Source organism: Cryobacterium sp. TMS1-13-1, assembly GCF_004403125.1.
GTDB lineage: Bacteria > Actinomycetota > Actinomycetes > Actinomycetales > Microbacteriaceae > Cryobacterium > Cryobacterium levicorallinum.
Genome location: NZ_SOGX01000009.1, coordinates 131,839 through 155,875, shown reverse-complemented (window position 1 = coordinate 155,875; position 24,037 = coordinate 131,839). Strand labels below are relative to the sequence as shown.

At 66.3% G+C, this 24,037-nt stretch carries 20 protein-coding genes; 14 read left to right on the top strand and 6 right to left on the bottom strand.

Going from position 1 to position 24,037, the window contains the following annotated elements; genetic code table 11:
• The first annotated feature begins 52 nt into the window (after positions 1 to 52).
• From E3T31_RS08915 to E3T31_RS08900, 4 genes are all read left to right on the top strand, one after another.
• Positions 53 to 1,453 carry a ferric reductase-like transmembrane domain-containing protein gene (locus E3T31_RS08915; protein WP_241977787.1) on the top strand — a complete coding sequence of 467 codons (1,401 nt, stop codon included), beginning with the start codon at positions 53 to 55 and terminating at the stop codon, positions 1,451 to 1,453.
• Complete coding sequence (locus E3T31_RS08910; RefSeq protein ID WP_241977785.1) at positions 1,450 to 2,001, top strand: FMN-binding protein; 552 nt, start codon at positions 1,450 to 1,452, stop codon at positions 1,999 to 2,001. The genes E3T31_RS08915 and E3T31_RS08910 overlap by 4 nt, the downstream gene beginning before the upstream one ends.
• Before the next feature lie 2 nt (positions 2,002 to 2,003).
• Positions 2,004 to 2,981: an FAD:protein FMN transferase gene (locus tag E3T31_RS08905; protein WP_241977783.1), complete on the top strand. Its 978-nt coding sequence runs from the start codon at positions 2,004 to 2,006 to the stop codon at positions 2,979 to 2,981.
• Positions 2,982 to 3,079: 98 nt separating this feature from the next.
• Positions 3,080 to 3,271, top strand: a complete 192-nt coding sequence (locus E3T31_RS08900; RefSeq protein ID WP_134468419.1) for a hypothetical protein — start codon at positions 3,080 to 3,082, stop codon at positions 3,269 to 3,271.
• A gap of 198 nt (positions 3,272 to 3,469) precedes the next feature.
• Here E3T31_RS08900 and E3T31_RS08895 read toward each other — a convergent pair whose 3' ends face one another.
• Positions 3,470 to 3,850 carry a DUF3054 domain-containing protein gene (locus E3T31_RS08895; RefSeq protein ID WP_134468418.1) on the bottom strand — a complete coding sequence of 127 codons (381 nt, stop codon included), beginning with the start codon at positions 3,848 to 3,850 and terminating at the stop codon, positions 3,470 to 3,472.
• Positions 3,851 to 3,868: 18 nt separating this feature from the next.
• The gene (locus E3T31_RS08890; protein WP_134468417.1) at positions 3,869 to 4,579 is read right to left on the bottom strand and encodes a VIT family protein; all 711 of its coding nucleotides are present in this window, start codon (positions 4,577 to 4,579) and stop codon (positions 3,869 to 3,871) included.
• 262 nt (positions 4,580 to 4,841) lie between these two features.
• Between E3T31_RS08890 and sucC the strand changes: the two genes are divergently transcribed.
• The 6 genes from sucC (at position 4,842) to E3T31_RS08860 (ending at position 11,931) form a co-directional block, all read left to right on the top strand.
• Positions 4,842 to 6,011 carry an ADP-forming succinate--CoA ligase subunit beta gene (gene sucC / locus E3T31_RS08885; protein WP_134468416.1) on the top strand — a complete coding sequence of 390 codons (1,170 nt, stop codon included), beginning with the start codon at positions 4,842 to 4,844 and terminating at the stop codon, positions 6,009 to 6,011.
• Between the two features lie 9 nt (positions 6,012 to 6,020).
• The gene (gene sucD, locus E3T31_RS08880; protein ID WP_134468415.1) at positions 6,021 to 6,908 is read left to right on the top strand and encodes a succinate--CoA ligase subunit alpha; all 888 of its coding nucleotides are present in this window, start codon (positions 6,021 to 6,023) and stop codon (positions 6,906 to 6,908) included.
• Positions 6,909 to 7,152: 244 nt separating this feature from the next.
• Positions 7,153 to 8,415: a DUF6350 family protein gene (locus E3T31_RS08875; protein WP_134468414.1), complete on the top strand. Its 1,263-nt coding sequence runs from the start codon at positions 7,153 to 7,155 to the stop codon at positions 8,413 to 8,415.
• A gap of 9 nt (positions 8,416 to 8,424) precedes the next feature.
• Positions 8,425 to 9,018, top strand: coding sequence for a phosphoribosylglycinamide formyltransferase (gene purN / locus E3T31_RS08870; protein ID WP_134468413.1), 594 nt, complete (start codon positions 8,425 to 8,427; stop codon positions 9,016 to 9,018).
• Entirely contained in the window at positions 9,015 to 10,688 is a 1,674-nt protein-coding gene (purH, locus tag E3T31_RS08865) for a bifunctional phosphoribosylaminoimidazolecarboxamide formyltransferase/IMP cyclohydrolase (RefSeq protein ID WP_134468412.1), read from the top strand. The genes purN and purH overlap by 4 nt, the downstream gene beginning before the upstream one ends.
• Positions 10,689 to 10,851: 163 nt before the next feature.
• Entirely contained in the window at positions 10,852 to 11,931 is a 1,080-nt protein-coding gene (locus E3T31_RS08860) for a Glu/Leu/Phe/Val dehydrogenase dimerization domain-containing protein (protein WP_134468411.1), read from the top strand.
• 148 nt (positions 11,932 to 12,079) lie between these two features.
• Here E3T31_RS08860 and E3T31_RS08855 read toward each other — a convergent pair whose 3' ends face one another.
• Positions 12,080 to 12,769 carry a DedA family protein gene (locus E3T31_RS08855; protein WP_092449610.1) on the bottom strand — a complete coding sequence of 230 codons (690 nt, stop codon included), beginning with the start codon at positions 12,767 to 12,769 and terminating at the stop codon, positions 12,080 to 12,082.
• Positions 12,770 to 13,346: 577 nt separating this feature from the next.
• On the opposite strand from E3T31_RS08855, the gene E3T31_RS08850 reads away from it, so the two are divergent.
• Both E3T31_RS08850 and E3T31_RS08845 read left to right on the top strand, forming a co-directional pair.
• The gene (locus tag E3T31_RS08850) at positions 13,347 to 15,209 is read left to right on the top strand and encodes an ABC transporter ATP-binding protein (protein ID WP_134468410.1); all 1,863 of its coding nucleotides are present in this window, start codon (positions 13,347 to 13,349) and stop codon (positions 15,207 to 15,209) included.
• Positions 15,206 to 17,011: an ABC transporter ATP-binding protein gene (locus E3T31_RS08845; RefSeq protein ID WP_134468409.1), complete on the top strand. Its 1,806-nt coding sequence runs from the start codon at positions 15,206 to 15,208 to the stop codon at positions 17,009 to 17,011. The genes E3T31_RS08850 and E3T31_RS08845 overlap by 4 nt, the downstream gene beginning before the upstream one ends.
• A gap of 3 nt (positions 17,012 to 17,014) precedes the next feature.
• On the opposite strand, the gene E3T31_RS08840 is transcribed toward E3T31_RS08845, so the two are convergent.
• The 3 genes from E3T31_RS08840 to E3T31_RS08830 form a co-directional block, all read right to left on the bottom strand.
• On the bottom strand, positions 17,015 to 17,368 hold the full coding sequence (locus tag E3T31_RS08840; protein WP_134468408.1) for a cytoplasmic protein: 354 nt from the start codon (positions 17,366 to 17,368) through the stop codon (positions 17,015 to 17,017).
• A gap of 442 nt (positions 17,369 to 17,810) precedes the next feature.
• Positions 17,811 to 18,146 (bottom strand): MGMT family protein, encoded by a 336-nt coding sequence (locus E3T31_RS08835; protein WP_370304406.1) that lies wholly within the window; start codon positions 18,144 to 18,146, stop codon positions 17,811 to 17,813.
• An 8-nt stretch (positions 18,147 to 18,154) separates the two neighbouring features.
• Positions 18,155 to 18,607: a GNAT family N-acetyltransferase gene (locus E3T31_RS08830; RefSeq protein WP_134441051.1), complete on the bottom strand. Its 453-nt coding sequence runs from the start codon at positions 18,605 to 18,607 to the stop codon at positions 18,155 to 18,157.
• A gap of 158 nt (positions 18,608 to 18,765) precedes the next feature.
• On the opposite strand from E3T31_RS08830, the gene E3T31_RS08825 reads away from it, so the two are divergent.
• Together E3T31_RS08825 and E3T31_RS08820 are read left to right on the top strand one after the other, a co-directional pair.
• The gene (locus E3T31_RS08825) at positions 18,766 to 19,980 is read left to right on the top strand and encodes an NADP-dependent isocitrate dehydrogenase (RefSeq protein WP_092449622.1); all 1,215 of its coding nucleotides are present in this window, start codon (positions 18,766 to 18,768) and stop codon (positions 19,978 to 19,980) included.
• Between the two features lie 323 nt (positions 19,981 to 20,303).
• Positions 20,304 to 23,996 carry a S8 family serine peptidase gene (locus E3T31_RS08820; protein WP_241977781.1) on the top strand — a complete coding sequence of 1,231 codons (3,693 nt, stop codon included), beginning with the start codon at positions 20,304 to 20,306 and terminating at the stop codon, positions 23,994 to 23,996.
• Positions 23,997 to 24,037: the final 41 nt, after the last annotated feature.

Sequence of the window (24,037 nt, the reverse complement as noted above, 5' to 3'; positions counted from 1 at the left end):
GTTCACAGGTCATCGATAGCCCATCGATGGGCAGTGGCTCGATGCTCTACTCATGAGCCTCGACACGCGCACCACTCGCACCGGCCCGGCGCTGCTGCATCCTGCCTACAAAAAGCGGATGCGACTGGCCGACACCCTGCAGATCCTCTGCGTGGCGTCGGTCGCCATCGTCATCGCCATCTTTCTCGCCGACGGGGGAGCCGCCCGCTTTTCGACCCCGGCCGACGCGTTCACCTCGCTCGGAATTGTCGCGGGCCTGGTCGGCACCGACCTGCTGCTCGTGATGCTCGTGCTAGCCGCGCGCCTGCCTCCGGTCGACCGCGCCTTCGGGCACGATCAGGCGATGGCCGTGCACCAGTCGCTCGGCAAGCCCGCCCTTTACCTCATCCTCGGCCACGCCGTGCTGCTCATCACCGGTTACGCGCTCGCTGAAAATGTGAATGTATTCATCGAGACATGGAACATGTTCACAGGCCTGCCCGACATGCCGCTCGCCTTTCTCGGCCTCGCGCTCATGATCGGCGTCGTCGTGACCTCGCTCGTCGTGGTGCGCCGAAAGTTTCGCTACGAGGCCTGGCACGCTGTGCACCTGCTGGCCTACCTCTCGGTGCTCGTCGCCATTCCGCACCAGTTAAGCGTCGGTGGCCTGCTCAGCGAGGGTGCCATCGCCCGCTACTACTGGCTGGCCCTGTACGTTGCGGTCGCCGGAAGCATCGTCGTGTTTCGCTTCCTGCTGCCGGTCGTGCGCTCACTGCGGCACCAGCTTCGGGTGGCTTCGATCGAGCAGGTCGCACCCGGTGTGGTCTCGATCACCCTGACCGGACGAAAGCTGGAGCAGCTGCGCGCGACATCAGGACAGTTCTTCATTTGGCGGTTCTGGGCGCACGGACTCTGGTGGCAGGCGCACCCGTTTTCCCTGTCCGCAGCCCCGAGCGGGCGGGGCCTGCGCATCACCGTGCGCGGTCTCGGGGACGCCTCCCGGCAGCTGCCCCAATTGGCGCGCGGCACCCGGGTGAGCTTCGAAGGCCCGTATGGCCTGTTCACCGAAAACGCCCGCACGTCGCCGCGGGTCGTGCTGATCGCGGCCGGCATCGGCGTGGCCCCCATCCGCTCCCTGCTGGAAACCGTCTCGTTCGCGCCGGGCCACGCCACCGTGCTGCTCCGCTCGCACTCGGTCGGCGACACCTACCTGGTCGACGAACTGACGGACCTCTGCCGGGTGCGCGGCGCCCAGCTGCGCGTCATCGCCGGTAAACGACCCAAGGGAGTCAGCACCTGGCTGCCAGCGGATGCCGCCAAAGCCGGGATCACCCTGAAGAAGATCGTGCCGGAACTGACCAGCAGCGACATCTATATCTGCGGCCCCCGGCCGTGGACCGACGCCGTCGTGCGCGACGCCCGTTCCGGCGGGGTTCCCAAGAAGCAGATCCACTACGAAAGGTTCGACTGGTGAGAGCACGTGCAGTAGCCCTGGCCACCCTGGCCTCCGTCTCGATCGTCGGCATAGGCTGGCAGCTGGGCTCCCAGGCAATCGACGCCTCGCAGAGCCTGACCGCCTCCACCGGCGGCACCGCGACGGCTGCGACAGTGACCGCCACAACGGATGCCGCGGCGCAGGCCGCCGCCACCGCCAAGGCGGCCGCTGATGCCGCCACCGCCGCGGCGAACGCTGCCGCCACAGCCCAGGCTGCCGCGTCAGCCGCTGCCGCGTCAGCGGCCGCGCAGTCCGGAACCTTCACCGGCGCGGTGGTGCAGACCCAATTCGGCAACATGCAGGTGTCGGTGACCATCGCCAACGGCGCGATCACCGAGGTCACTCCGCTGCAGCTGACCAACCGCGGCGGCCGATCGGTCGCCATCAGCAACCAGGCCGCGCCGATTCTGCGATCCGAGGTGCTCGCCGCGCAGTCCGCGAACGTGCACAGCGTCAGCGGCGCCACCTACACGACCCAGGGCTACCTGCGGTCCCTGCAATCCGCCCTCGACACGGCGGGCTTTTAAACGTGGCCGCCATCGGATCCGATCACGAACGCACACTCGCCGGCTCGCCGGTGCGTCCCGCGCCCGTGCTGCCGCACGCGGTGGAGTTCGCCCGTGTGGCAGCCCGCACGGCCGCCCGCGCATCGGTCGATCGCACCTGGCCAGCGCTGACTTTCGAGACTATGGGCACGATGGTGAGCCTGCGGCTGGCCCATTCCGATGCGCACACAGTGGGGGAGAGCGCTCGGGTCGAAGCCGCAGAACTCGCCAAGGCGATGTTTCGGCGCTGGGATGAGCGGTTCAGCCTGTACCGGGACGACTCGGAGCTGAGCCGGATCGCCCGTGGGAACATCCGTTTGACGGATTCGAGTGCGAGTGTGCGGGACGCTTACGCGCTCGCGCTGACCTGGCGCGACCGCACCAATGGCGTGTTCACACCGCATCGCGCCGATGGTGTGATCGACCTCTCCGGGGTGGTGAAGGCGCTTGCGATAGCTGAGGCCGGTGCGGCGTTGACCTCTCGGGGCCTGCTCAACTGGTGCATCAATGCGGGCGGCGATGTTCTGGTCAGCGGCGAGCCGGAAGGTCGGTTTGAAGCATGGGAGTCCGGCGACGGCGCGATGTCGACCGGGCACCGGGTCGCCGCTCCGGCAGTGGTCACCGAGCATCCCGAGTGGGTCGTGGCGATTGTCAATCCGGCCGACCGCGGTGACGTGCTGGCCAGCGTGCCGCTGCGGCATCCGCTTCGCGCGGTAGCGACGTCGGGCAGCGCGGAACGCGGCGAACACATCTGGACGGCGCTGAACGGGAAGGTATCGCCGTTTCGTCAGGTGAGCGTGTTCGCCGCCGACATTGTCACGGCAGATGTGCTCGCGACGGCGATCGTGGCCGGCGGCGAAGCGACGCTGAACGAGATGACCGCGCGGTTCGCCATCGACGTGCTTGCCGTGCTGCGCGACGGCCAATTGCTCGCGACACCGGGGCTGCGCCGTGCCGAGTAGACCGGCCCGGACAGCTGGCTCGCCCTGCTTGAAGCCCCATGGGCGTGGGGTGCCGTGACTTGCGAAATATCCGCGCTCACGTCAAAGAGAGGCAGCTCATGGGCGACGCCAATGAGTTCTGGAGCGACGAGAACCGGCAAATCGACGATCTGGACCGTGATCTGGACCGGGAGAATGACGACCCGGATCTGGCGGGGCCGGATACGGATGACCGCAGTATCGACCTCGATCTTGCCCCCGACCTGTACCCTGACATCGACATCGACTTCGACAACGACGACAGCTACTGACCGTCAGTCCGTATCGGCACCGGCAATCACGTCAAGCGGATGCTCCAGCTCATCCTGCGGCAGGCGAAACAGGAGCGTCGCGGTCGGTCCTGGCTCCTGGCTCCTGGCTCCGAGAATACTCCCGGCCGCCCCTGCCGCCTATCGCGCAGCCATGTGAAGGAGCCGACGAGACCTCTGGGGTACGAGACGGCTGGGGTATCAGGCCGGGGCGGGCATCCGCTTGCGAGAAGTGCGACGTACCAGCGCGGCGATGGCGCGCCAGCCGAGCAGGAAGGCGCCGAGCACGATGGTCGTGACGATCGCGAAACTGAGCTGAACGCCCTGGCCGTCGGCCAGGCGCAGCAGGAGGCCGCCGGCCACCGTCGCGAGCCAGATGCCGAGGCCGGTCCAGACCACGCTGAGCGGGTGGCGCCAGGCGCGGAGCAACAGCCAGCCGATGATCAGACCGCCGAGGAACGGCCAGGCAGTCACGCCCAGGCCGGCCAGAGTCTCGCCGTGGCTCAGTCGACCGATCGCGGCGAACAACAGCACGAGGGCGGCGTCGAGCACACCCGCGGTGACGATGAATTGTCGAGACATGGTTTCAGCCTAGGTGCGCTAGACGTTGCCGCCGATCAGTGCACCGATGACATAGGTGACCGCGAGGGCGAGGATGCCGCCGATGACGATTCGGGCGATCGCGCGCGGCTTCGGGCTATTGCCGAGGTGCGCGCTGAGCCAACCGGTGATAACGAGGGCGATCAGCACCGCGACGAAGGTGGCCGCGATGCGCCATTCGGCCGGGGGCAGCAGTACGGCGAGCAGGGGGAGCGCCGCGCCGACGGTGAAGGCGATAGCGGATGCGTATGCTGCGTGCCAGGGATTGGAGACGTCCTGTTCGGTGATGTGCAGTTCAACCTCGAGGTGCGCGGCGAGGGCATCATGCTCGGTCAGTTCGACCGCGACCTGCTGGGCAGTCTGGGGCGACAGGCCCTTGGCCTGGTAGAAGCCGGCGAGTTCGGCGAGTTCCTCGTCGGGCTCGTTTTCAAGTTCCCAGGTTTCCTTCGCGATCAGGGCGCGTTCGGAGTCGCGCTGGCTGCTCACCGACACGTACTCCCCGAGCGCCATCGAGATCGCCCCGGCGAGCAGGCTCGCGACACCGGCGATGAGGATGACGTGGGAGTTCGTAGTCGCGGCGGCGACACCGACGACGAGGGCGGCGACAGAGACGATGCCGTCATTCGCGCCGAGAACTCCGGCGCGCAGCCAGTTCAACCGTGAGGCGAGGCCGGCGGCGTGTGGTTCCACCACGTGAGACAAATTGGTCATGAGTAAGGATAGGCAGGGTGTCGAGGCCTGGTCCAGCAAGGTGTGGCTAGCCTTGCGCGGGCGGTTGGCGTGGGCGGACGCGGATTCAGGGTGCGACCCGACGCCTGATTCACGCGATAGAGTTTCAGATGGTCGGTATGTCTTGATGTCGAGCTATTTTGCGGCAACGACTGCTGTCACCAACAATCTCAATTACCCATCATCATGTAGCGATCTACCGGCACCGGCAGGTGATCGCCACGACGCGGATTGGAAGAGCAGCGTGGACCTTTACGAATACCAAGCGAGAGACCTCTTTGAGGAATATGGTGTACCGGTTCTGCCGGGCATCATCGCCGACACCCCCGCCGAAGTGCGTGCAGCGGCCGAGAAGCTCGGCGGCGTTGTCGTCGTCAAAGCGCAGGTCAAGGTCGGCGGCCGCGGCAAGGCCGGCGGCGTCAAGGTAGCCAAGACTCCGGATGACGCCGAGGCCGCAGGCCAGGGCATCCTGGGCCTGGACATCAAGGGCCACACCGTGCACCGCGTCATGGTGGCGGGAGGCGCCCGCATCAAGCAGGAGTTCTACTTCTCCGTGCTGCTGGACCGGTCCAACCGCTCCTACCTGTCGCTCGCCAGCTACGAGGGTGGCGTTGAGATCGAAATTCTCGCCGTCGAGAAGCCCGAAGCGCTCGCCTACACGGCCGTCGACCCCGCGGTCGGCATCGACCTCGCCGTCGCGAAGCAGATCGCGATCGACGCAAAGTTCCCGGCCGAGCTCGTCGACAAGGTCGCGCCGGTCTTCGTCAAGCTCTACGACGTATTCAAGGGTGAAGACGCGACCCTGGTCGAGGTCAACCCACTCGTCCTCACCGAAGAGGGCGACATCATCGCCCTCGATGGCAAGGTCACGATCGACGAGAACGCCGATTTCCGTCACCCCAAGCACGCCCTCCTCGAGGACGCTGCCGCGGCTGACCCGCTCGAAGCCAAGGCAAAGGCCGCCGGCCTCAACTACGTCAAGCTCGACGGTGAAGTCGGTATCATCGGCAACGGCGCTGGACTCGTCATGTCAACCCTCGACGTTGTCGCCTACGCCGGCGAGAACTTCGGCAGTGTCAAGCCGGCCAACTTCCTCGACATCGGGGGCGGAGCATCCGCTGAGGTCATGGCTGCCGGCCTCGACGTCATTCTCGGTGACCCGCAGGTCAAGAGCGTGTTCGTCAATGTCTTCGGCGGCATCACCGCCTGTGACGCTGTCGCCAAGGGTATCGTGGGCGCGCTCGCCGAGCTCGGAAGCGCCGCCAACAAGCCGCTCGTGGTGCGCCTCGATGGCAACAACGTCGAGGAGGGTCGTCGTATCCTTGCCGAGGCGAACCACCCGCTCGTAACACTGGCCGCCACCATGGACGAGGGCGCCGCCAAGGCCGCCGAACTCGCCCACGCAGCGAAGTAAGGGACAACAATGTCAATCTTCCTCAACAAGGACTCCAAGGTCATCGTTCAGGGCATCACCGGAGGTGAGGGCACCAAGCACACCGCCCTCATGCTCAAAGCCGGTACCCAGGTCGTCGGTGGCGTCAACGCCCGCAAGGCCGGCAGCGTTGTCGTGCACGGCAACGTCGAACTCCCCGTCTTCGGCACGGTCAAGGAAGCCGTCGAGAAGACCGGCGCCGACGTGTCGATCATCTTCGTACCGCCGGTGTTCACCAAGGACGCCGTTATCGAAGCGATCGACGCCGAGATTCCGCTGCTCGTCATCATCACCGAGGGTGTCCCGGTGCAGGACTCGGCCGAGTTCTGGGCCTACGCCATCAAAAAGGGCAACAAGACCCGCATTATCGGCCCGAACTGCCCCGGCATCATCACGCCCGGTGAAGCACTCGTCGGCATCACCCCGGCCAACATCACCGTCAAGGGCCCGGTCGGACTCGTCTCCAAGTCGGGCACCCTGACCTACCAGATGATGTACGAACTGCGCGACCTCGGCTTCTCCACCGCGATCGGTATCGGTGGCGACCCCATCATCGGCACCACGCACATCGATGCCCTCGAGGCCTTCGAGAACGACCCGGAGACGCTCGCCATCGTCATGATCGGCGAAATCGGCGGCGACGCTGAAGAAAAGGCCGCCGAGTACATCAAGGCGCACGTCACGAAGCCGGTCATCGGCTACGTGGCCGGTTTCACCGCCCCCGAGGGAAAGACCATGGGCCACGCCGGCGCCATCGTCTCCGACGGAGCCGGAACCGCCCAGGGCAAGAAGGAGGCCCTCGAGGCCGCCGGAGTCAAGGTCGGCAAGACGCCGAGCGAGGCTGCGACCCTGCTGCGCGAGGCACTTGCCGCACTGTAAGTAGAACGTTTGAGGGGCTCGCCGGGTGACCGGCGGGCCCCTTTTTTTTGCCGGTGGGCGCGCATAACTGCGAAGATTTTGAGCGGATGCCCGGTGCCTGCCCCGAAACGACGCGGGAGTTCCCGCGTGTGCCAGACCGGGGCTGGGAATCTCCGCAGTTCTGCACGGACCAGGTGCGCACGGTGACTGGGCGTGGGCGCGTGCTGGCAGGCATTGTCACCGGGGCGATATAGGCTCACAACGGATGAACCGCATAACGACCGCCCTGCTCGCCGCTCTTGAGGCATTACTTGTTGTCGCCATCGGCATCGGCATCGCCATGGTGCCGCTCACCGTACTCTGGGCCGCCCACTTCGGCCTGTCCGTCGAATGGTTCGTGTTCTGGCGGGCCGCGGCCGATATCTGGCTGCTCGGCAACGGTGTCGACCTCATGGTGCAGCTCGGCCCGGACATGACGGCCGCGCTCGGCCTGGCGGGTGCCGACACCCCTTTTCTGGTCACCGTCGTGCCGCTCGGCTTCGCCATGCTCTCCGTGCTCATGGGCATGCACACCGGCCGTCGCGCCGCCGAAACCCCGCACCGCTGGACCGGCGTCGGTGTCGCCGTGGGCACCTACGCCGTCCTCGCCGCGCTGGTGACCCTGTCCGCCGTCTCGGAGACGGTCACGCCCAACCAACTGCAGGGGCTTCTGCTACCGACGCTCATCTATGCGGTCGGCGTTGTGGTCGGGGCGGAACTGGGGCGGCGCCAGACCGTGGAAGTGGCGGAGCGTCTGGATCCGGTGAGCCGGCGCATCCGCTCGTGGTATCGAAAGCTGCCGCAAACCACCCGCATCGTGATCGCCGGGTCCCTGCGCGGCGGAACCGCTGCCGCCGCGGGGGTGCTGATCGTGTCGGCCGCGACCGTGGCCGTGCTTATCGCTCTCAACTATGCGACCATCATCGGGCTGTACGAGGCGGTGCAGGCCGGGGTATTCGGCGGCGCCACGATCACCCTCGCGCAGCTCGCGCTCATTCCCAACCTCGTCATCTGGGCCGCAGCCTGGTTCATCGGCCCGGGAATCGCGATGGGAGTCGGCACCAGTGTCTCGCCGATCGGCACCGTGGTGGGCACCTTGCCCGGCCTGCCCATCTTCGGCGCGCTGCCGCAGGGCACGCCGGCCTACGGATTTATCGGGCTGCTCGTTCCGGTGTTGATCGGCTTCGCATTCGCCGTCGTGACCCGGCAACGGCTGGATCTCCCCGATGTGCCCGAGCGACGTGTGGCCGAACGAAGCGCGATCGAACACATTCTCACCGGCCTCGGCATGGGCGTGGTCGCCGGAGCGCTGCTCGGGCTGCTCGCCTGGTGGTCGGCCGGCGCGATGGGCCCCGGCCGCCTCGTCGAGGTCGGCCCGAATCCGCTGCTGGTCGGCGCGCTCGCCGCAGCCGAAATCGGTGTCGCTGCGGCCCTCGGCATGCTTGCCGGCCGGGTGCGAGTCCCGTCGGGGCTCCCGGTCAAACGGTAAGCTCAAACGGTGCTGTCTATTGTCGTGCTGATCTCCGGCGGAGGATCCAACCTGCGAGCCCTGCTCGAGGTGTCCGAAGACGCCGAATTTCCGGCGCGAGTCATCGCGATCGGCGCCGACCGCGACGCCGACGGGCTGGAGCTGGGGATCGAATTCGGAATCCCGGCCTTCTCCGTTCCCTTCTCGTCGTTTACAGACCGGGCGGCCTGGGGCGACGAACTGCTCGCCCAGATTCAGCAGTGGCAGCCCGACCTGGTCATACTCAGCGGCATGATGCGACTGCTGCCGCCGCGCGTCGTCGCCGCGCTGTCGCCGAACCTGATCAACACGCATCCGGCCTATCTGCCCGAATTTCCGGGCGCCCACGCCGTGCGTGACGCCCTCGCCGCCGGCGCCGTGCAGACCGGCGCGAGCATCATCGTCGTTGATAACGGCGTCGACGAGGGCCCCATTCTCGTCCAGGAACGCGTCGATATCGAGCCCGGCGACACCGAAACTTCCCTGCAGAATCGCATCAAGATCGTCGAACGACGCCTACTCATCCAGGCCGTGCTCGACATCGCAAACGGACATATGAACCTCAAGGAGAACTCCAAAGCATGAGTGGACACACCAACGCGCCCAGCACATACCGTAACCGGGACCAGATCACCATCGAGCGCGCACTCATCTCCGTGAGCGACAAGACCGGCCTGCTCGACCTGGCCGCCGCCCTCAAAGCGGATGGCGTCGAAATCGTTTCCACCGGATCCACCGCGGCCACGATCCGCGCCGCCGGCTACGACGTCACCGACGTGTCGGCCGTCACCGGGTTTCCGGAATCACTCGACGGCCGGGTCAAGACCCTGCACCCGGGCGTGCACGCCGGCATCCTCGCCGACCTGCGCCTCGAAACCCATGAAGCGCAGCTGGCCGAGCTCGGCATCAAGGCCTTCCAGCTCGTCGTCGTCAACCTGTATCCGTTCGTGGAAACCGCCCTGAGCGGTGCCGAACCGGCCGATGTGATCGAGCAGATCGACATCGGCGGACCGGCGCTCGTGCGAGCATCCGCTAAAAACCACGCCAACGTGGCGATCGTCGTCGACCCGGCCAGCTACGGTGAGATCATCGAGGCCGTCGCTGCTGGCGGTTCGACCCTCAAGCTGCGCCAGAAGCTCGCCTCGCTCGCCTTTGAGCACACCGCCGATTACGACCTGAGCGTGTCGGCCTGGTTCACCGAAAACGTGTACGACCAGTGGCAGGACGACGTCGAGGCGCTCGATGAGGACGTCGAGTTTGCGGCGGCGGCCGACGACGACGAGGACGAGGAGGAGGCGCCGTTCCCCGAGGGGCTCGGCATCGAGGTCACCCGCGAAGCAATTCTGCGCTACGGCGAGAACTCGCACCAGGCCGCCGCGCTCTACGTCGGCGAGGGTGGCCGCGGCATCGCCCAGGCCCGACAGCTGCACGGCAAGGAAATGTCGTACAACAATTACGTCGATGCGGATTCCGCGGTGCGGGCCGCCTTCGACTTCAGCGAGCCGGCCGTCGCGATCGTCAAGCACGCCAACCCGTGCGGAATCGCCATCGCCAAGCCCAACGCGCCGGACGGGATCGCTTCAGCCCACCTGCGTGCGCACGCCTGCGACCCGATCTCCGCGTTCGGCGGCGTGATCGCTGCGAACCGCGTCGTCACGATCGCCATGGCTGAAACGGTCAACGGAATCTTCACCGAGGTGCTCGTCGCCCCGGGATTCGAGCCGGCTGCGGTCGAGCTGCTCACCCAGAAGAAGAACATTCGCCTGCTCGAGCTGCCGGCCGACTACGAGCGTTCCTCGCTCGAACTGCACCAGATTTCGGGCGGGCTGCTCGTGCAGCAGACCGACAGCTTTGAAGAATTCAGCTCGGCCGGCTGGACCCTCGTGGCCGGCCCCGAAGTGGATGCCGCTACTCGCGCCGACCTGGAATTCGCGTGGAAGTCCTGCCGTTCCGTGAAGTCGAACGCCATTCTGCTCGCGCATGCCGGGGCATCCGTCGGGGTGGGAATGGGCCAGGTCAATCGGGTCGACTCCTGCCACCTCGCCGTGAGCCGCGCCGGCGAGCGGGCCGAAGGATCGGTCGCCGCCTCTGACGCATTCTTCCCCTTCGCTGACGGCCTTGAAGTTCTGCTCGCCGCCGGAATCAAGGCCGTCGTGCAGCCCGGCGGATCGGTGCGCGACCCCGAAGTCATCGCTGCAGCCACCGCGGCCGGCGTCTCGATGTACTTCACCGGAGAGCGCCACTTCTTCCACTAGATCGCGCGCAGAGCACCCTGAATCTCGCAGTCAGGGTGCTTTTTGCGTACCCGGGCCGCGCAGGTGTTCCCCCCGCAGCGCGTGCCAGTTATCCTGTTCGAGGCGGTGCCACATAACGGCGCCACCGCACTCGGCTCACAAGGCCCGACACAACGGAGTTTCCATGACCCTCACGCACCCAGCCGCCGCCCTCGATTCCCTCGCGCAGATTCCACTTTCCCACGAGAAAGTGCTGATCACGACGGGAGAACGCTCAGGACTCCTGATCACGGTTGCCGTTCATTCCACCCGGCTCGGCCAGGCCCTCGGCGGTGCGCGCCTGTGGCAGTACGCCACCTGGACCGACGCCGTAGCCGACGCTCTGCGCCTTTCTGCCGCCATGACCCTCAAGAACGCGGCCGCGGGCCTCAATCTCGGCGGCGGCAAATCGGTCATCTACTTGCCGCTCGGCACCGTGCTGACCGATGCCGAGAAGCGCCTGGCGATGCTCGATCTCGGCGACGCGATCGAGAGCCTGAACGGCGCGTACATGACCGCCGAAGACGTCGGCACGAGCGCCGAACTCATGGCGATCGTCGCCGAACGCACGAACCATGTCTGCGGGCTGCCCGCCGCGAGCGGCGGCGTCGGCGAACCGGCCGATGCAACGGCGGCCGGCGTCTACGCGAGCATCGAATCCACCCTGGAGGCGCTCTTCGGCAGCCGGGAGGTACGTGGCCGCCACCTCGTCATCTCCGGACTCGGCCAGGTTGGCGGACGCCTGGCCCGGGCCCTCGCCGCGGCCGGCGCCACGCTCACCGTCACGGATATCAACCCCGACAAGCACGCCCTGGCCGAAGAGCTCGGCGCGAGCTGGGTGTCGGTCGCTGACGCCCACCGCGTGCACGCCGACCTGTTCGTGCCGTGCGGCCTCGGCGGCGTGCTGACGTCCGGCGTTATCGCGGAGTTGAACGTGCTGGGTGTGTGCGGCGCCGCCAACAATCAGCTCGCGGTGCCTGCCGGAGCGGCCCAGCTGGACGCGCGGGGCATCCTCTGGGCACCGGATTTCGTCGTCAACGCCGGGGGAGTCGTCTACCTCGCCATGGCGAGCGAGCCGAACGCCGACCTCGGCCAGATCACGGCCCGCGTCGCTGCTATCGGCACCGTGCTGACGCAGATCTTCACGGATGCCCGCGCGAGCGAGATCACGACGCTCGCGGCCGCCGAGATGCTCGCCGCTGCACGCCTGCACGCCGCCCGGTAGCCTCGTCAGTCCCTGGGTGTTTTCAGGACTGCGCCCGAAACGGGTGGCCGCTACGCCGGTTACCGTAGCGGCTGCCGATATCGGGCGCGGCCACGGGCGCGGCGCGGTTTCCGGCCACGAACGGGCCTGCGGCCGGCGCCGCCGGCGACTACTCGCGCAGGTCGGCCGGGATGGTCGGTAGCACCCGCGCGGCAGCCCGGCGCTCCTTGAGCGTCGTGCGGGCAGCCTTGGCCAGCTCCGTGAGAATAGGAATGCCGGAGAGCAGAATGATGCCGATGATGAAGAACTCGGAGTACTTGGCGACGAATGCGAACTGGCCGAGGAAGTAACCGACCAGGGTGAGGCCGACGCCCCAGGCGAAGGCACCGATCGCGTTGTAGGTCACGAAGCTGCGGTAGCGCATCTTGCCGACGCCGGCAGCGACCGGCACGAAGGCCCGAAATATGGGCAGAAACCGGGCCAGAATGATCGACTTGCCGCCGTGCTTGGCGAAGAAGGCGTTGGTGCGCTCGACGTTCTTCGGGTTGAAGAATCGGTTCTTCTCCCGCGAAAAGACCGCTGGCCCCGCTTTTCGGCCGATGACATAGGCGAGCTGATCGCCGGCGAACGCTGCCACGAACACGACCAGACAGGTCACCCAGATCGGCAGCGGCACCACCCCGGTCGCGGTGAGTAACCCCACCGTGAACAGCAGCGAATCACCCGGCAGGAACGACAGTACGATGAAGCCGGTCTCGACGAACACAACCACGGCAACGCCCAGAAGCACGAACGATCCAAACGAATGGATCAGCCACTCAGAGTCGAGAAAATCGATTCCGAACAGGGTGGGCAGCATGAAGAATCCTTCCGGGACTCGCGATGGCACAGAAATTGGCATGCCCGCGATAGACGTTGCACCCAGACTACGGGACACCCACCTGTGAATTGCCGAGTGGGCGACGCGCGGCAAGCGGATGCTGCCGCACCAGAAAATCCTTGCCTTCCGCCCCCGGGTTCCCATATTCTGGAAGGCTGCCTGATCCGGGGGGCATGAGACACACATAACTTTCAGGCGCCCAGGAGGCAGACATGACAAAGACAGCACCGATCACGCTCGCACTGGTTGCGAACGACGGCGCTCACTTTGGCGCCGGTGCCCCGGTCCCCGCCGCAACTGCGTCCCTCGTCGACTAGCCACCTTCTCGTCGCGCTCGGCCTGGTGCCGACGCCTGCATCGATCTTGTCCCGTCAGCATCCACTCATCACCGCCGCTGGGCACCCCGCTGACGCGTTCGTAGCGCCGATAAGTGTCGTCGTTTGCAATTTTCCTGTCGCCGGTACTGTTTGGTCTGGCGACCACAGTCATTCGCTGCACCGCGCACTCTGAAATTCGGGGGCGCGGGGCGCAGCCGCATCATCATCAGGACTGGACCATGACCACCACCGTTCCACTCGTACCGCCGTCCGAAGCAGACGTCCCAGCAGGCCGGGCCAACACGTTCCGCAGCCTGCAACGGCTCTACCCCTACGCCAAGCCGGCCCTGCCGCGCATCTACCTCGGTATGGTCTCGGCACTGCTGGCCGGGCTCGTGGCCCTCGCCATTCCCCAGGTGCTGGCCGGGCTCGTCGACGGTCCACTGAGCCAGGTGGGGAGCGGCGGCAGCTCCTCACAAATTTGGACAGCGGTCTGGATTGTGCTCGGTCTCGGTGTGCTCGAGGCGATCATGATCGCCCTGCGCCGCTGGTTCGTGCTGACCCCCGGCACCCACATCGAGGCGCGCATGCGCAACCACCTCTATGCCCGGCTGCAGGACCTGCCGGTGAGTTTTCACGACCGCTGGCCGAGCGGCCAGCTGCTCTCGCGGGCCGTGAGCGACCTCAACCTCATTCGCCGCTGGGTGTCGTTCGGACTCGTGCTGCTCGTCGTCAACTTTCTCACCATCGTCGTCGGCGTCGCCATTCTGCTCTGGATGCACTGGCTGCTCGGCGTGATCTTCGTCGTCTGCTCCATTCCGATCTGGATCTACGGCTACGTCTTCGAGGAGAAGTACTCGGTGATCGCGCGCCGCAGCCAAGATCAGGCCGGCGACCTCGCGACCGCCGTCGAGGAGTCGGTGCACGGCATTCGCGTCCTGAAAGCGTTCGGGCGCGGCTCGTTCGCGCTGAAGAACTTCGCCTCGCAGGCCGAAAGTCTGCGCGGAACCGAGATCGAGAAAGCGCGCGCTATCGCCGGAATTTGGCTCTGGCTGCTGCTCGTTCCCGACGTCGCGTTCGCGCTCTGCCTCGTGACCGGCGTCTGGCTCACCAGCCAGGGCGACCTCAGCGGCGGCGAACTGCTGGCGTTCTTCGCCACCGCAACCGTGCTGCGGTTTCCGGTGGAGTCGATCGGGTTTCTGCTGTCGATGACCTTCGACTCGCGCACCGCAACCGACCGATTCTTTGACATTCTCGATACCCCGAACGAGATCACCGACCCCGACAAGCCGTCCACCCTGACCGCGCCGCTCGGCCGACTCGCCTTCGAGAACGTGCACTTTCGCTACCCGGATTCGCCGGAGCGCTTTCCCGACCTGCTCGACGGCATAGACCTCGTGCTCGAACCGGGGGAGACTATGGCGCTGGTCGGGCTCACCGGCTCCGGCAAGAGCACCCTGACCGCGCTCACGACCCGCCTGTACGACGTGACCGCGGGCGCTGTGACGCTCGACGGCGTCGACGTGAGGGCACTCAGTCGCGAGGAGTTGCGCAGCCACCTGGCCATGGCATTCGAGGATGCGACGTTGTTCTCGGCATCCGTGCGGGACAACGTTCTGCTCGGGCGTGCCGACCTGTCCGAAAACACTCCCGAAGCGGATGCCGCGCTCGCGCAGGCCCTGCAGATCGCGCAGGCCGGTTTCGTGCACGACCTGCCGCTCGGCGTGGACACCCTGGTCGGCGAGGAGGGCATGAGCCTGTCCGGCGGGCAACGGCAGCGCCTGGCGCTGGCGCGCGCGGTCGCGGCGCGGCCATCCGTTCTGATTTTGGATGACCCCCTGTCGGCGCTCGATGTGAACACCGAATCGCTCGTGGAGAACGCACTGCGCGAGGTACTCGTCGACACCACGGCGCTCATCGTGGCGCACCGTCCGTCGACGGTCATGCTCGCCGACCGGGTGGCGCTGCTCGAGAACGGCCGTATCACCGCGGTCGGCACGCACTCGGAGCTGCTGCGCACCAGCCCGCACTACACCTTCGTCATCTCCAGCCTCGAAGACGAAGAACGCAGAGAATCGAACCGAGCGGGAGGATCGCTGTGAGTGTCAGCGGCGTCAAGGGCGAGGAACGCCACGACTTCACCAAGGCCGAAAGCAAGCAGATTCGGGCTCGTTCGCTGCGGCTGCTTGGCTCGTTGCTGTTTCCGGTGCGCGCCAAGGTCGTGCTCGCCATTTTGGTCGTGGTCGTCTCGACCGCCGCGCAGGTGTCCGGCCCGGCGCTGATCGCCTTCGGCATCGACCGCGGCTTGCCCGCATTGCTCAAGCAAGACTGGATGCCGCTCGCCGCGACCGGCGCCATCTATCTCGTCGCCGGGGTTCTCGGCGCGCTGCTCATCGCCTGGTACACAGTGTTGAGCGCCCGGGTGAGCCAGGCCGTGCTGATCGACCTGCGCAAGCGGGTGTTCCTGCACACCCAGAAGCTCAGCCTGGAGTTTCACGAGTCGTACACCTCGGGCCGCATCATCTCGCGCCAGACCAGCGACCTCGACGCCATTCGGGAGCTGCTCGACTCCGGCATCAACCAGCTGGTACAGGGCATCCTCTATATGTCGTTCACCGCGATCGCGCTGGTGCTGCTCGACGGCACCAGCGGACTCGTGCTGCTCGGCGCGCTGCTGCCGCTGGTGATTCTCACCCGCTGGTTCCAGGTGCGCTCGCAGAGCCTGTTTCGACAGTCCCGGGTCGCCTCGGCGAGCCTGATCGTGACGTTCGTCGAGACCATGACCGGCATTCGCGCGGTGAAGGCGTTTCGCACCGAAAAGCACAACGAAACGGTGTTCGGCAAACTCGTCGAAAGCTACCGCATGGTCAACGCGCGCGTGATTCAGCTGTTCGGAGTGTTTGATCCGGGGCTCGTGCTGATCGGTAACGTGACGGTCGCTGTCGTGCTGCTCGTCGGCGGATTTCGGGTGGCCGATGGCCAGCTGGCCATCGGTGCGCTGCTCGCGACGCTGCTCTACACCCGCCGGTTCTTCGATCCGATGGAGGAGATGGCGATGTTCTACAACTCCTATCAGTCGGCCGCGGCGGCGCTCGAGAAGATCTCGGGTGTGCTCGAGGAGAGCCCGGGCGTGCCCGATCCGGTCGCCCCGGTCGACCTCTGGGAGGCTCGCGGGCGGGTGCGCTTCGACAATGTGCAGTTCGCTTACCAGGTCGATCGGGAGATTCTCCCGCACTTCGACCTCGACATTCCGGCCGGGCAGACCATCGCCCTGGTCGGATCGACCGGAGCCGGCAAATCCACCCTCGCCAAGTTGATGAGCCGCTTCTACGATCCAACGGATGGCCGGGTGCGGCTCGACGACGTCGACCTGCGCGACCTGCACCCCAAGGACCTGCGCCGGGCGATTGTTATGGTCACCCAGGAGGCCTACCTGTTCAGTGGTTCGGTCGCCGAGAATATCGCCATCGGCAAACCGGATGCTTCGGCGACAGAAATTCGCGCCGCAGCACGAGCCGTCGGTGCCCACGACTTCATCGAGAACCTGCCGAACGGGTACGACACCGACGTGAACAAGCGCGGCGGGCGGGTGTCAGCCGGGCAGCGTCAGCTGATCTCGTTTGCCCGGGCCTTTCTCGCGAACCCGGCGGTGCTCATCCTCGATGAGGCCACGTCGTCGCTCGACATTCCCAGCGAACGGCTCGTGCAGCAGGCGCTGCAGACTCTTCTGGCCGATCGCACGGCCGTGATCATCGCGCACCGGCTGTCGACGGTCGCGATCGCCGACCGGGTACTCGTGATGGAACACGGCCGCATCGTGGAAGACGGCACCCCGAACGACCTTATCTCGGGGACCGGCCGCTTCGCGACGATGCACGCCGCCTGGCGAGACTCCCTGGTGTAGCGGCTAGTCGGGCAGGGGGCCGAGTAGTTCGGGGGCACCGGCCGGGAGCGGATGCGGAGCGGGTTCCTTGAGCTCCACGAAAGTCGTGTGCGTGGCCGTTTCGCCGGTATTCGCCCCGGAATGCTCCTGGGCGGGGAGCCAGCGCGCGACGCCCTCCGGCAGATCGACGTCGATGAATCGGCCGCCGGAGGAGAGACGTCGACGGAATGCGGTCAGGGTGAACATGACGCTGTCGGGATGCCGATGCGGCGTCGATTCGTCGCCGGGTCGGTCCAGATATTCGAGGACGCGTACCCGCTCATTTTCGAAGATCACGCGATAGAACTGCGGGTTGGTGACGACCGGATCGCTCTGCATGCACGCACGTTAGCACCGCGCCAGCAGGGTGCACAAGAGCGGACCACACGGCTTCTTTTTGGATGCCCGAACGGCGATCGGACGGCGCTAACCACCGCCGAACCCGGATCTTGGAAGCGACTACGGCGTGCCGACCGCGGTTCGGTTCGACATCGCCACCCTGCGGCCGCAGGCGAGCAACGTCGCAACTGACCACCTCGACCCCGTGCTCGCGCGCGGCCTGTGGCTGATCAAGTGGCTGCTGGCCATTCCGTACCTGGTAGTACTCACGGTGCTCGCCGGCGGCATGTCAGCCGGAGCTTCTCCGTGGCTGGCGACGCGCAAAGAGGCAACGGCGGAACCACCGACGAGTACCCGCCGTTCCGGCTCGACCAGGGCCCGACCGAACCGGTCCCTGAACCCGTCGCGAAGCGGCTCTGAACCCGAGCCCCAATTGTGGGCGCTACACGCGCGGCGACCAGCGGGCGGCGGCGTAGTCGACGCGGTAGGCGGCATCCGCTTCGATGGTGCTGGCAGCGGCAGACCGCAGCAACGGCGTGTGCTCGGCCTCGTAGTGCGGCAGCGCCTGGGCCGCATGACCGATCGGCGGATGCCCGCCGGCGCGAATCACCCGCCACCAGGCCACGTCGGAACCGTAGCGGGCCATTACCTGGCCGACGGCACGGGCGGCGCGGGAACCGAGCTGCGCGGCCACGCCGCCGTAGGTCATCACCCGACCCGGCGGGATCGAATCGACCACGCCGAGCACCCGGGAGACGAAGTCCTCGGGCCCACTCACTAAAGAAATTAGAGCTGCAGGGAGCCGATGACCTCGCCGAACTGGGTTTCGCCGACATCGACGAAACCGAGCCGGTGGAAGAAGGCCTCCGGGCCGTCGGCGCCCGGCTCCCAGATGACGTTGACGTGGTCGAATCCGCGTTCACGGGCTTCGGCGGCGAGGGCTTCCGCGGCGAACTTGCCGACGCCCTGGCCCTGGGTCTCCGCGTTGACGTTGATGCGCCAGATGCAGGCGCGAAATTCTTCGTGCTCGGAGTTGGGGTCGAAATTGCCGTGGATGAAACCAGCGACGACGCCGTCGAGGAGCACTACGCGCTGCCACGAGGTAGCCGGGTTTATCACCGAGGCGGCCACCGAATAGGAGACCGGCGCGATGAACTGCTCCTGGCCCGGCTTCAGGCTCAGGTTATTGGCCGCAACGATGTTTCGTGCGGATAATTCTTCCAGCTTCAGCTCACCCATGTGTTCAGGCTAACGTGCGCCCGGGGCCGTCGGTAGTCGAGCGAACTTTTGGCATCGGCAATTCATCTGCAAATATATCTCGATGTCAAGATAGTTGCCGGCCTCTAGTAAGCTTGACGATGGTCGTGACGGCCACACTGAATAAAGAGGAGAATTTTTTGTCGAAGATTAAGGTTGAGGGAACAGTTGTCGAGCTCGATGGCGACGAGATGACCCGTATCATCTGGCACGCGATCAAGGAAACGCTCATTCACCCGTACCTCGATATCGACCTCGAGTACTACGACCTCTCCATTCAGAAGCGCGACGAAACCAACGACCAGATCACGATCGACGCAGCCCACGCCATTCAGAAGCACGGCGTCGGCGTGAAGTGCGCGACCATCACGCCCGACGAAGCGCGGGTTGAAGAATTCGGCCTCAAGAAGATGTGGCTCTCGCCGAACGGCACCATTCGCAACATCCTCGGCGGTACCATCTTCCGCGAGCCGATCGTCATCTCCAATATCCCGCGCCTCGTGCCGGGTTGGAACAAGCCGATCATCATCAGCCGTCACGCTTACGGTGACCAGTACAAGGCCACCAACTTTCGTTTCAAGGGCAAGGGCACGCTCAGCATGACCTTCACCCCGCAGGACGGCAGCGAGCCGTCGACCTTCGAGGTGTTCGAAGCTCCCGGCGACGGCGTCGCCATGGGCATGTACAACCTCGACTCGTCGATCACCGACTTCGCCCGGGCTACGCTCAGCTATGGCCTCGAGCGCAACGTGCCGGTGTTCCTCTCGACCAAGAACACCATCCTCAAGGCCTACGACGGCCGGTTCAAGGACATCTTCCAGGACATCTTCGACACCGAATTCAAGACGGCGTACGAAGCGGCCGGTCTCAGCTACGAGCACCGACTCATCGACGACATGGTCGCCTCGGCCATGAAGTGGGAGGGCGGCTACCTCTGGGCCTGCAAGAACTACGACGGCGACGTTCAGTCCGACACCGTCGCTCAGGGCTTCGGCTCGCTCGGCCTGATGACCAGCGTGCTCTCCACCCCCGACGGCAAGATCGTCGAGGCCGAGGCAGCCCACGGTACCGTCACGCGTCACTACCGCCAGCACCAGCTCGGCAAGCCCACCTCGACCAACCCGATCGCGTCGATCTACGCCTGGACCCGTGGCCTGTCCCACCGGGCGAAGCTCGACAATAACGCGGCCCTGGCTGAGTTCGCCCTGACCCTCGAAGACGTCGTTATCAAGACCGTCGAGAGCGGCAAGATGACCAAGGACCTCGCACTCCTGGTCGGCCCGGACCAGACGTACCAGACCACCGAGGAATTCCTCGCCTCGCTCGCTGAGAACCTGCAGACCCGCCTGGCGTAAACCGCACCAGCCCAAAGGACCTCGACCGTTTTCGGTCGGGGTCCTTTTGCGTACACGAGTGGATGCCGACCCGCTGCGGTACCCGAATCTGCGCCCTGGTGGTGAGCCGGCGGTGCGTCAGCCGGCGAGTACGCCGGTCGTTGCGGAAACGTCGGAGGTCGTGCAGAGCTGACCCAGACTCCCCCGCCTGCGGGACCTGGGGACTGCCCCTATCCGGGGGTCGCCGAGCGCGCTACGGTCACGAGCGAACTGTGCATCGGAACAGTTTTTGTTTCTGTTGTGGAACGAGACCACCTCGCACCCTTATCGGATTGGACACCCACGTGAGTTCTTTCTTCAGGCGCACGATGTCGTCGCCGGATGCTGCGCTGAAGCCAGCGTCAACATCTCGCACACGCCGCCGTGCCACAATCGCCGCCGCCGTCACCATTGCCCTGGTGGGCGCATCAACACTCGTCGGCGGGGCTCCGCCCGCGCTGGCAGCGCCAGCCGCAACCGGCCTCGCCGGAAGCATCGGCTCGCCCAGCGGGCAGCGGATGGACTTCACCGCGGGCCGTTACATTGTGACCCTGAGTGACGATGCTGTCGCCCTGTATCGCGGCGGAGTCAACGGGTTCTCGGCGACGATGCCGGGCCTGGGCGCCAAACTCGACGCGCAGAGTCGCTCGGCCGAAACCTACCGGGACTATCTGACTCGCCTGCAGAGTGAACTGGCGGCATCCGTTGACGCCACGGTGGGGGCGTCATACACGCTCGGGCTCAACGGCTTCTCGGCAGAGCTCAGCGGTAAGCAGGCGGCGGCGCTCGCCGCGAAGAAGAACGTGGTGTCGGTGGTTCCCGACACCCTCCTGCACATGACCGCCGAGTCGTCGACCGACTATCTGCGGTTGAGCGGCCCGACCGGGGTCTGGTCCAAGCTGGGTGGCCCGAGCAAAGCCGGCAAGGGCGTGGTGATCGGGGTGCTCGACTCGGGAATCGCGCCGGAAAACCCGTCATTCGCCGGCGACGCGCTCGGCACAACGCCCGGCGACGAGCCGTGGCTCGACGGTGACACGATCACCATGAACAAGGCCGACGGCAGCACCTTCACCGGCACCTGCCAGACCGGCGAGCAGTTCGCTGCGAGCGACTGCAGCACCAAGATCGTCAGTGCGCGGTACTACCTCGACGGGTTCGGCGCCGACCAGATCGGCACGGCCGCGACCGGCGAGTATGTCTCCCCGCGCGACGGCGACGGGCACGGTTCGCACACGGCGAGCACCGCCGGCGGCAACTTCGAGGTCGCCGCCAACGTCAACGGCGTCGACTTCGGTTCCATCTCGGGTGTCGCTCCGGCCGCCAAAATCGCGGCCTACAAGGTGTGCTGGTCAGGCCCCGATGCCACGACAGCGGATGATGACGGCTGCGCCGGCTCCGACATTCTGGCAGCCCTCGACCAGGCGATCGCCGATGGTGTCGACGTGATCAACTTCTCAATCGGCGGCAGCCCGGCTCAAACCACGTTCTCGCCGTTTGACCAAGCATTTCTGGGAGCTGCGGCGGCGGGAATCTTTGTGGCGGCATCCGCTGGAAACGCCGGCCCTGGCCCGTCGACCGTCGACAACGTCGCCCCGTGGATCACCACGGTCGCGGCGAGCACCATTCCGGCCTTCGAAGCCACGGCCACCCTTGGCAACGGGTCGGCCTACGCCGGAGCGTCGATCACCGTGGATCGTACGCCGGGAGCGACGCCGTTGTCGGGTTCCCTGGTGCGGGCTGATCTCGTGTCGGTCGGTGGTTTCGAGCCGGCCGACGCGCTGCTGTGCGCGCCGAACTCGCTCGATACGGCGAAGGTGGCCGGCGCGATCGTGTTCTGCGAGCGCGGCGTCTACGACCGGGTCGCCAAATCGGCCGAGGTATTGCGGGCCGGCGGCAGCGGAATGGTGCTGGTTAACCGCACCCCGCTCGACGTCGACCCGGACGAGCACTCGGTGCCGAGCATCCACCTGGATGCGCCAGCCTTCGACCCGATCTTCGCCTACTCGGCGACCGGCGGTGCGACGGTCACGTTCACTCCGGACAACACGACGGCCGAGCAGACTCCGGTGCCGCAGGTTGCCGGATTCTCCTCGCGTGGACCGTTGCTGGCCGACGGCGGTGACCTGCTCAAGCCCGATATCGCGGCCCCCGGCGTGGGAATTCTCGCCGACGGTGCCAACGCCGCCGGGGAGGACCCGACGTTCCAGTTCCTCTCGGGCACCTCGATGGCCAGCCCGCACATCGCCGGCCTGGCCGCGCTCTATCTCGGGGTGCGGCCGCTCGCGACGCCCGCCGAGATCAAGTCGGTCATGATGACGACCGCGCTGCACACCGTCGATTCCGACGGTGTGCGCGTGACCGACCCGTTCGCGCAGGGTGCCGGAGAAGTCACCCCGTCGGCAATGGACTTTCCGGGGTTGATCTACCAGAGTGGTCCGGCCGACTGGCTGGCCTACCTGCAGGGGATCGGGTTCGATGCCGGCGTTCCGCCGATAGACGCGAGCAACCTGAACCTGGCGTCGATCCAGATCGGTGCCCTCACGGCGCCGGAGACGATCACCCGCACGGTGACGGCCGTCCAGGTCGGCACCTACACCGCCACTCCGATCGAGATTGCCGGCATTGATGCGGTCGTTTCTCCAGCCGAGATGACGTTCACGAACGTCGGTGAGACGCAGAGCTACACGGTGACGTTCACCAGAACGGATGCCCCGCTCGACGTCTTCGCCACCGGCTCGCTGGACTGGGGCTACGGCGATGGCGGCTCGGGTGACCCTGGCGACTTCTTCTCCATCGTGCACAGCCCGATCGCGGTTCGTCCGGTCACCGTCATCGCCCCGACCGAGGTGGCTGGCGCCGGCGTGGACGGCACGGTCGATGTGACCGTCGCCCCCGGCGGGTCGGAGCCGGTAGCGCTGAACCTCAGCGGCCTGGCCAACGGGGTGCACCAGAACAACGCCGACGACCCGTCCAGCCCGCACACCGATGCGGGCACGACCGGCGACCAGTTCGCCTATGAGGTGGAGATTCAGGGCGACCGGCTGGCCCGGTTCGACCTGAACGCCGTGGATGATTCTTCCGACCTCGACCTGTTCGTGCTGCTGCTCGACGGCCCGGGTGGCAACCCGATCGCCGGCTGGCAGTCGGCCACCGGGTCCGCCGATGAGCATATCGACCTGAGCGACCCGGAGGCCGGCTTCTATCAGGTCATCGTGGACGTCTTCTCGGGCACGACCGCGTTTGACGTGAACACGTTTTCGGTTTCGTCTGGCGAGCCCACGAACGGGTTCGCGGCGACGCCGCCGACGATTCAGGGGCCGCAGGGTGTGCCAATCACGTACGCGCTGAGCTGGGCCGGCCTGGTGCCGAACACGCCGTATCTGGGCGTGGTCGACTATGGCGACAGCTCGGCGTCAACGGTTCTCGCCATCGCGGCGAGCGAAGGCAGCGAACCGGTACTGAACACGGTGGCGCCGAGCATTTCGGGCACGCCCGAGATTGGTTCGGTGCTGACGGCTGACCCCGGCCAGTGGACCACCGCGGGTTTGACCTTCGGTTTCCAGTGGCAGAGCGACGGCGTCGACATCGCCGGCGCGACCTCGGCGACGCTCAAGCCGACGGCGGCGCTCGCCGGAACGACACTGACCGTGCTGGTCACTGCGTCGGTGCCGGACGGGGCCAGCGCAACGGCGACCTCGGCCGGGGTCGTGCTGAAGTACGCCGCGAAGGTGGCGGTGAGCCTCAACCACCGAGCCGTGTTCTTCTCCAGTCGCGTCACCGCGTCGATCACGGTCACCAGCAAGGGTGAAGTCGGCGACACTGCCACCATCACGGTCGACACTCGCCGCTTCACGGTGGCGCTCGATGAGAACGGGCGCGGCAGCGTGACGCTGCCGAAGCTCAGCCGTGGCCTCTACAAGGTCGCCGGGCAATACGCCGGCAACGACCTGGTCGCGGCCGCGAAGAGCGCGTCGCGCTCGCTGCTGATCGTGCGGTAGCCGCCGCGGCAGTGGTGCCCGGTCCCTAACCGCACTCTGGA

Excerpts from the sequence above, each read along its gene's own strand:
- E3T31_RS08915 (WP_241977787.1), top strand. The coding sequence starts at position 53 with ATGAGCCTCGACACGCGCACCACTCGCACCGGCCCGGCGCTGCTGCAT.
- E3T31_RS08900 (WP_134468419.1), top strand. The coding sequence starts at position 3,080 with ATGGGCGACGCCAATGAGTTCTGGAGCGACGAGAACCGGCAAATCGAC.
- E3T31_RS08895 (WP_134468418.1), bottom strand. The coding sequence starts at position 3,850 with ATGTCTCGACAATTCATCGTCACCGCGGGTGTGCTCGACGCCGCCCTC.
- E3T31_RS08890 (WP_134468417.1), bottom strand. The coding sequence starts at position 4,579 with ATGACCAATTTGTCTCACGTGGTGGAACCACACGCCGCCGGCCTCGCC.
- sucD (WP_134468415.1), top strand. The coding sequence starts at position 6,021 with ATGTCAATCTTCCTCAACAAGGACTCCAAGGTCATCGTTCAGGGCATC.
- E3T31_RS08875 (WP_134468414.1), top strand. The coding sequence starts at position 7,153 with ATGAACCGCATAACGACCGCCCTGCTCGCCGCTCTTGAGGCATTACTT.
- purH (WP_134468412.1), top strand. The coding sequence starts at position 9,015 with ATGAGTGGACACACCAACGCGCCCAGCACATACCGTAACCGGGACCAG.
- E3T31_RS08860 (WP_134468411.1), top strand. The coding sequence starts at position 10,852 with ATGACCCTCACGCACCCAGCCGCCGCCCTCGATTCCCTCGCGCAGATT.
- E3T31_RS08855 (WP_092449610.1), bottom strand. The coding sequence starts at position 12,769 with ATGCTGCCCACCCTGTTCGGAATCGATTTTCTCGACTCTGAGTGGCTG.
- E3T31_RS08850 (WP_134468410.1), top strand. The coding sequence starts at position 13,347 with ATGACCACCACCGTTCCACTCGTACCGCCGTCCGAAGCAGACGTCCCA.
- E3T31_RS08840 (WP_134468408.1), bottom strand. The coding sequence starts at position 17,368 with ATGCAGAGCGATCCGGTCGTCACCAACCCGCAGTTCTATCGCGTGATC.
- E3T31_RS08830 (WP_134441051.1), bottom strand. The coding sequence starts at position 18,607 with ATGGGTGAGCTGAAGCTGGAAGAATTATCCGCACGAAACATCGTTGCG.